This is a genomic window from Granulicoccus phenolivorans DSM 17626 = NBRC 107789 = JCM 15570 (assembly GCF_000423085.1).
Classification (GTDB): Bacteria; Actinomycetota; Actinomycetes; order Propionibacteriales; family Propionibacteriaceae; genus Granulicoccus; species Granulicoccus phenolivorans.
The window spans coordinates 39,879-46,367 of the sequence record NZ_AUHH01000034.1 but is presented as its reverse complement, the minus strand read 5'-3'; the positions used below and the strand labels follow the sequence as shown (position 1 = coordinate 46,367).

General features: G+C 67.7%; 6 protein-coding genes, 3 tRNA genes and 1 pseudogene. 8 read left to right on the top strand and 2 right to left on the bottom strand.

All coding sequences use genetic code 11. From position 1 onward, the window contains the following. Window positions 1-163: 163 nt before the first annotated feature. Complete coding sequence (locus tag G531_RS0113640) at window positions 164-658, bottom strand: YajQ family cyclic di-GMP-binding protein (protein WP_026927684.1); 495 nt, start codon at window positions 656-658, stop codon at window positions 164-166. Between the two features lie 227 nt (window positions 659-885). On the opposite strand from G531_RS0113640, the gene G531_RS0113635 reads away from it, so the two are divergent. The 8 genes and pseudogenes from G531_RS0113635 to G531_RS0113600 all read left to right on the top strand — a co-directional run bounded on the left by G531_RS0113635 (window position 886) and on the right by G531_RS0113600 (window position 5,874). Then, window positions 886-968 (top strand) — tRNA-Tyr (locus tag G531_RS0113635). Between the two features lie 133 nt (window positions 969-1,101). Next, window positions 1,102-1,174, top strand: a tRNA-Thr gene (locus tag G531_RS0113630). Between the two features lie 28 nt (window positions 1,175-1,202). Beyond that, window positions 1,203-1,279: transfer RNA gene (locus G531_RS0113625), tRNA-Met, on the top strand. A 102-nt stretch (window positions 1,280-1,381) separates the two neighbouring features. After that, window positions 1,382-1,549: a 50S ribosomal protein L33 gene (gene rpmG, locus G531_RS0113620; RefSeq protein WP_026927683.1), complete on the top strand. Its 168-nt coding sequence runs from the start codon at window positions 1,382-1,384 to the stop codon at window positions 1,547-1,549. Between the two features lie 455 nt (window positions 1,550-2,004). Further along, window positions 2,005-3,087 carry a quaternary amine ABC transporter ATP-binding protein gene (locus G531_RS22605; protein ID WP_245630524.1) on the top strand — a complete coding sequence of 361 codons (1,083 nt, stop codon included), beginning with the start codon at window positions 2,005-2,007 and terminating at the stop codon, window positions 3,085-3,087. Continuing rightward, window positions 3,084-3,959, top strand: a pseudogene (locus G531_RS22600) (ABC transporter permease); the annotation flags it as partial. The gene G531_RS22605 and the pseudogene G531_RS22600, both read left to right, overlap by 4 nt. A gap of 194 nt (window positions 3,960-4,153) precedes the next feature. After that, a complete protein-coding gene (locus G531_RS0113605) occupies window positions 4,154-5,134 on the top strand; it encodes a glycine betaine ABC transporter substrate-binding protein (RefSeq protein WP_026927682.1) in 981 nt (326 codons plus the stop codon). A gap of 68 nt (window positions 5,135-5,202) precedes the next feature. After that, window positions 5,203-5,874, top strand: coding sequence for an O-methyltransferase (locus G531_RS0113600; protein WP_026927681.1), 672 nt, complete (start codon window positions 5,203-5,205; stop codon window positions 5,872-5,874). Between the two features lie 9 nt (window positions 5,875-5,883). On the opposite strand, the gene G531_RS0113595 is transcribed toward G531_RS0113600, so the two are convergent. Further along, window positions 5,884-6,459 carry a pyridoxine/pyridoxamine 5'-phosphate oxidase gene (locus G531_RS0113595; RefSeq protein ID WP_035758945.1) on the bottom strand — a complete coding sequence of 192 codons (576 nt, stop codon included), beginning with the start codon at window positions 6,457-6,459 and terminating at the stop codon, window positions 5,884-5,886. Between the last annotated feature and the right edge of the window lie 30 nt (window positions 6,460-6,489).

Here is a 6,489-nt window from a genome sequence, read left to right as displayed (position 1 = left end):
GCACCAGGACTCGCGGGCCGGCACCAGGACTCGCGGGCCGGCACCAGGACTCGCGGGCCGGCACCAGGACTCGCGGGCCGGCACCAGGACTCGCGTACCGGCACCAGGGCCCGCGTACCCGCAGCAGGAACCGCGCCCCGCCCGGGCCGCGAACCCCGGCCGATCAGCGATAGTTGGTGAACTGCACCGCGAAGTCGTAGTCGGCGTCCTTGATCATCCGCTGCACTTCCTGCAGGTCGTCCCGCTTCTTCGACGACACCCGCAGTTCGTCACCCTGGATCTGCACCTTGACGCCCTTGGGCCCCTCGTCGCGCACCAGCTTGGAGATCTTCTTGGCGTTCTCCTGGGAGATGCCTTCCGAGGTGGACGCCGACATCTTCCACCGCTTCCCGGAGATCCGCGGATCATCGGCCTTGACCGCCTTGAGGGACACCCCCCGCTTGACCAGTTTGGACTGGAAGACGTCCCAGATCGCCTTGACCTTCTCCTCGCTCTCGGACTCCATGTCGATGTGCTCCTCGCCGGCCCAACCGATCGAGGAGTCGGTGCCCTTGAAGTCGAAGCGCTGGGCGATCTCGCGGGCGGCCTGACCGAGGGCGTTGTCGACCTCCTGCCGCTCCACCTTGCTCACCACGTCGAACGAACTCTCCGAAGCCACGGTTACCTCCTGGATCGCGCCGCGACCGGGTCCGGCCGCTCCGCCTCATTCTGCCGGTACGCCCGCCCCCGCGGGCACCCGGCCCGTCGATCCCGACCACGCGGCCCGCCCCCAACCGCCCTCGCCAACCGCCCCCGAACCGGGCGACGGCGCCGATTTCCCCACCCCCGATCGTTCTGGTAACGTTTCTCCTCGCGTGATCGCGAGGGTCCCTCGGGAAAACGCACGGCAGGTTGCCCGAGTGGCCAATGGGAGCGGTCTGTAAAACCGTCGGCTTACGCCTACGTTGGTTCGAATCCAACACCTGCCACGCCGGAGCGGTTCGGTCGGGGATTTCCCCGATCCGGACCGGTCGAACCGGTCCCGTTGTGGGGCGGATCTACCGGCAGTACGGATTTTGCGGTCCGGGCTGCGACACGGTAGAGTCTCCTCTCGCGTGGCTGGCCCCTATAGCTCAGTCGGCAGAGCGTCTCCATGGTAAGGAGAAGGTCAGCAGTTCGATTCTGCTTGGGGGCTCTGTATTCCTGTGCTCGCGGGAATACTTGGCGGGGTAGCTCAGTTGGTGAGAGCGCACGACTCATAATCGTGAGGTCGCGGGTTCGAATCCCGCCCTCGCTACCAAGGCAGCGAAGGCGGGTACGGGACCCGTCCCGAAGGCGCCAAGGATTCGGAATCTGCCGAGTCCTGGAGCCCGATCAGCATCAACATCGACGAGGTAATGACATGGCCAAGAGCTCGGACGTACGTCCCAAGATCACCCTTGCGTGCACCGAGTGCAAGGAGCGCAACTACATCACCAAGAAGAACCGGCGTAACGACCCGGATCGTCTGGAGCTGAAGAAGTTCTGCCCCAAGTGCCACTCGCACACCGCGCACCGCGAGACCCGCTGACCCCAGCGGATCGCGACGGCTTCCGAAGGGAGGCACCTGCCCCGGCAGGTGCCTCCCTTCGTCTTTCTATACGGCGCTGTGCCCGTTCCCTATTCGGCACTGTGCCCGTTCCGGACGCTCCTGACACGGCTGATCACTGACACCTCAGGCGTGTCGCCAGGTCACTTTTTGATTTCGTTCCGTTCACTGGAACGTCATTTCCCGGTCGCCGGGGAAGCTTTCGTACAGACCGTGTAACGCCTAGTCAGGCCACCGGTTCCGGCGCGCCCTGTGGCCTGGGTCACACGCTATCGAAAACCTCGAATATTCGCAGTCAGAAACGTTCCCTCCTTCATTTCACCCAAAGCCCGTGTAATAGTGGCTCGGTAGGTTTCCTGACCGATCAGCGAGCCTCGGGCAGCGTTGCGGCGTCGATGTGCGATTCCGACGCCCGCCCCGGGGCAGGAATGAGGAGTATGCAGCAGGGAGACGGCGATGCCTCGATGCCCGAGACGAGCGCAGTCCGGGCCGAGCATCTTTACAAGGTCTTCACCCGAAACGAGCGGGCGTTACGAACCAGGTTCGCCGAGACGCCGGTGATCGATGCGGAGACCCTGCCCGGCACCGCTGCGGTTATTGATGCAAACTTCGAGATCGCCCACGGGGAGACCTTCGTGGTGATGGGCCTGTCCGGTTCGGGCAAGTCGACCCTGATCCGGATGCTCAACGGCCTCAACGAGCCGACCGGGGGCACGGTGGAGATCAACGGCCGCCGGCTCACCGGCGCCCCCGCCGAAACGGTCCGGGCGATCCGCCGCGATGAGATCTCGATGGTCTTCCAGCACTTCGGCCTGCTGCCGCACCGCACGGTCCTGGACAACATCGCCTACGGCCTGGAGGTACGCAATGTGCCCCGGGCCGAGCGCACCGAGCAGGCGGCGTACTGGCTGGAGCGGGTGGGGCTGTCCGGCCACGGCACCAAGTACCCCCACATGTTGTCCGGCGGTCAGCAGCAGCGCGTCGGCCTGGCCCGCGCGCTCACCGCGCAGACGCCGATCCTGCTGATGGACGAGGCCTTCTCCGCGCTCGACCCGATCATTCGTGGCGACCTGCAGGAGATGTTGCTGGAACTGCAGGCCGAGTTGGGCAAGACCATCGTGTTCATCACCCACGACCTGTCCGAGGCGATGAAGCTGGGTGATCGGATCGCGATCATGCGCCAGGGCCGGATCGATCAGATCGGGACCGCGACGCAGATCCTGACCCAGCCCGCCAACAGCTACGTGGCCCGGTTCACCCACGATATCGACCGCTCCCGGGTGCTCACTGCCGGCATGGTGGCCCGCCCGACCGCGACCCGGCCCACCGGAGACCCGGTGCCGCGCAGTACGCCGATCGGGGACCTGTTCGGCCGGGTGCTGGCCAGTCCGCAGCCGCTGGGGGTCGTGGATCGCCAACAGAACTTCCTCGGGGTCATCGATGCCGATGTGCTGATGGCGGCGATGGCCGGGGTCGACCGCCCCGGGGCCGGTGCGCACCGCACGGAGGTGCCGGCATGAGCTTCGACTTCCTGAATCCCTCGATCCCGGTCGGGGAGTGGGTCGCCGAGGTGATCCGCTGGATGCAGGTCAACTGGGCCGGCCTGTTCGACGTGATCAAGTTGATCCTGCAGGGCTTCTACAACGCGCTGGACCTGGTGCTCAGCTCGCCGCCGTACTGGGTGATGATCCTGGTCTTCGCCGCGATCGCGTGGTGGGCGAGTTCATGGCGGTTGGCGCTGTTCACCGTGATCGGCTTCTACCTGATCCGCTCCTTCGACCAGTGGAACAACGCGATGAGTTCGTTGTCGCTGGTGACCATGGCGGTGCTGATCGCGCTGGCGCTGTCCATCCCGCTGGGCATCCTGGCCGCCAAGGTGGACTGGGTCTCCCGGATCGTCAAACCGATCCTCGACCTGATGCAGACCATGCCCGCGATGGTCTACCTGATCCCGGCGATCACGATCTTCGGGATCGGCCAGACCCCCGGCGCGCTGGCCACGGTGGTCTTCGCGATGCCGCCGGGCGTACGCCTGACCGAACTCGCCATTCGCCAGGTCGACCGGGAACTGGTCGAGGCCGGGGCCTCGTTCGGGGCATCGGGCTGGCGGATCCTGCGCCAGATCCAGATCCCGGTTGCCATGCCCACGATCATGGCCGGAGTCAACCAGGTCATCATGCTGGCCCTGTCCATGGTCGTGCTGGCCGGAATGGCCGGCGCCGGCGGTCTGGGCGGCGACGTGGTCGCCTCGCTGAGCTCGCTGAACGTGCCCCTGGGGATCGAGGCCGGCCTGGCGGTGGTGATCATCGCGATCTACCTGGACCGGGTGAGCTCCGGTGCCGGCACCCGCCGCCGCAAGCGCATCCCGGCCGCTCCCGCCGAAGCAGCCAACGAATCCGAGGACAGCGGTGCCCCGAGCCGACCCGGAATCCCGCCGGCGTTGCCGGTCGGCGCCGCCGCTCCCGCCACCGGGGCGCCCATGGCCCCGGTGCCGACCGCCCCGACTTCCATCGCGGACCCAACGAAGGAGAACCAGAAGTGAAGACTCAGCGCAGAACCAACCGCACGCGCTTCGCGCTACCGGCGATGGTGGCGGCACTGTCCCTGACCCTGGCCGCCTGTGGTGCCTCGAACTCCGGGAGCGGCTCCGGCCAGCCCACCGGCTCCGGCTCCGGCTCCGAGGCCGCGATCCCGGCCGCCTGGCAGTCCTGCCAGGTCGGCGGCCAGGCCAAGAGCGTCACCGACACCCAGGGCACCGGGCAGGACAAGAAGAAAGAGATCAAGATCGGCGCGTTCAACGGCTGGGACGAATCCTTCGCCACCGCGCACCTGCTCAAGGCCATCCTGACCGAGCAGGGCTACCAGGTCAGCGTCCAGTCGTTCGAGGCCGCCCCCGCCTTCGCCGGTACCGCCGGCGGGGACATCGACCTGGTCACCGACGTCTGGCTGCCCACCACCCACGCCAGCTACATCCAGCAGTACGGCAACCAGTTGGTTCCGCTCGGCTGCTGGTACGACAACGCCAAGCTGACCATCGCGGTGAATGACTCCTCCCCGGCGAAGTCCATCGCGGACCTGGCCACCATGGGCGATCAGTACAACAACGTCCTGTACGGCATCGAGCCGGGGGCCGGGCTGACCAAACAGACTCAGCAGAAGGCCATCCCCGAGTACGGGATCAAGATGGAGTTCCGGGTCTCCTCGACCCCGGCCATGCTGGCGGAGGTGAGCCGGGCGACCCAGGCCGGGCAGAACGTCGCGGTCACCCTGTGGCGTCCGCACTGGGCGTACAGCGCGTTCCCGATGCGCGACCTGGAGGACCCGAAGGGGGCCATGGGCGGGGCGGAGACCATCTACTCCGCCGGGCGTCCGGGGCTGGACACCGACAACCCCAAGCTGGCCCAGATCGTCAAGAACATGGCGCTCACCGATGACCAGTTGTCGGGTCTGGAGGACCTGATGATGAACAAGTACAAGGGTGAGAACCACGACGCCGCGGTGGCGGAGTGGTTGCAGGCCAATCCGGACTTCAAGCAGAAGATGCTGGCGGGCACCCTGCACCGGTGACCCACCGAAGCGGCGCGGCCCCCGGCACCCTCGGTGTCGGGGGCCGCGGCGTCGGGTTAGGGTGCAGCATGACCGACCCGAATCCGTGGCAGGACGTCGACGACTACCTGATCGCCCAACTGGTTCCCGAGGACGACCGGTTCGGTCGGGCCCGCGAGACGTCGGCCGCCGCCGGTCTGCCGCCGATCGAGGTCTCCCCGGCGCAGGGCAAACTGCTGGCGCTGCTGTGTCGGATGATCGGGGCCCGCCGCGCCCTGGAGTTCGGCACCCTCGGCGGGTACTCCACCCTCTGGCTGGCCGACGCGGTCGGGGAGAACGGCCGGGTGGTCAGCCTGGAACTGGAGGCCCGCCACGCCGAGGTGGCCCGCGGCAATCTCGCCGAGGCCGGGCTCGGCGATCGGGTCGAGATCGTGGTCGGCCCCGCGGTGGAGTCCGCCAAGGATCTGGTCGCCGGGCGTACCGAACCCTTCGATTTCGTCTTCATCGATGCGGACAAGCCGAGCAACGTGCACTACCTCGAGGCCGCGGTCGCGCTGACCCGCCCGGGCGCGGTGATCGTGGTCGACAATGTCGTACGCCGGGGCGGGATCATCGACCCGACCGCGCAGGACGACGAACGGATCCGGGGCAGCCGCGCGGTGATCGAGGCGGTCAGCCGGGATCCGCGGCTGGACGGGACCGCGCTGCAGACCGTCGGCCGCAAGGGCTGGGACGGGCTGATCATCGCCCTGGTCCGCTGAGGGCCGGGCTCACCCCGCCGGGGTGACGGGCCGGCGATGCTGCCAGCCGGTCCCGTGCCGCCGGTACTCCACCCGGGCATGATTGCGGTCCAGGGTCGCCTGCAGGAAGGTCCACTCCGCCGGCAGCAGCGCCCACAGCCGCCAGTCCGGATTGTCCTGCCCGCGGTAGGACGGGCGCTGGCTCCAGTCCAGCGCCGCCGCCTCGGGGCCCAGATCGGTCACCTCACCGACGATCTCCACCTGCCGGCCCAGTGGCCGCCAGAAGAACAGCATGGTCGCGACCGGACGTTGGCCCAGGTGCTGCCCCTTGCGGGACCCCTGATTGGAGGAGAACTGGATCCCCCGCTCATCGATGTCCTTGATGATCAGGGTACGGCTGGAGGGCAGCCCGGCCTCATCGATCGTGGTCAGGGTGAAGCTGTGCGCCTGCCGCTCCCCGGTCGCGATCGCCTCCTCCAGCCAGGTCGCGAACAGCGTCGTGGGGTCCTCGGGGACCGCCTCGGGATCGAGCACCGGGAGGGGCTCGGGGAAGGAAGGGAGCGCGCGCAGTCGGTCGCGCAGGGTCGAGGGATGCAGTTCCGCCATGGGGCGACGCTACTTCTTGTCGGTGGGCGC